The organism is Acetobacter okinawensis (assembly GCF_002153655.1).
In the GTDB taxonomy this organism is placed as follows: Bacteria; Pseudomonadota; Alphaproteobacteria; order Acetobacterales; family Acetobacteraceae; genus Acetobacter; species Acetobacter okinawensis_A.
In genome coordinates this window covers 1-227 of the sequence record NZ_JOPJ01000125.1, presented here as the reverse complement: position 1 = coordinate 227, position 227 = coordinate 1, and the positions used below count along the sequence as shown (strand labels likewise).

Sequence of the window (227 nt, the reverse complement as noted above, 5' to 3'; positions counted from 1 at the left end):
GGAGCCTTATCGATTTCATCCAGGATAATGCAGGGGTTCGCCAGTTCCGTGCTGGCCATCCATTCCGTGACCAAAGAAGGCTTGGCTTCTCCAAAGCTCTGATGCACCCCCATCAGGGACAGAGCATCCGTCATGCCGGAGACATTGATGGTTTTGACAGGGTAGCCAGCCATTTCATGGTAAAGCCTTGCCACTGTGGACTTGCCACACCCCGGAGGCCCAACCAG

The 227-nt window shown here is 55.5% G+C and carries 1 protein-coding gene; it reads right to left on the bottom strand.

Annotated elements, in window-relative coordinates:
- On the bottom strand, positions 1-227 hold a 227-nt coding region (locus HK26_RS13030; protein WP_257641006.1), incomplete at its 3' end, for an AAA family ATPase.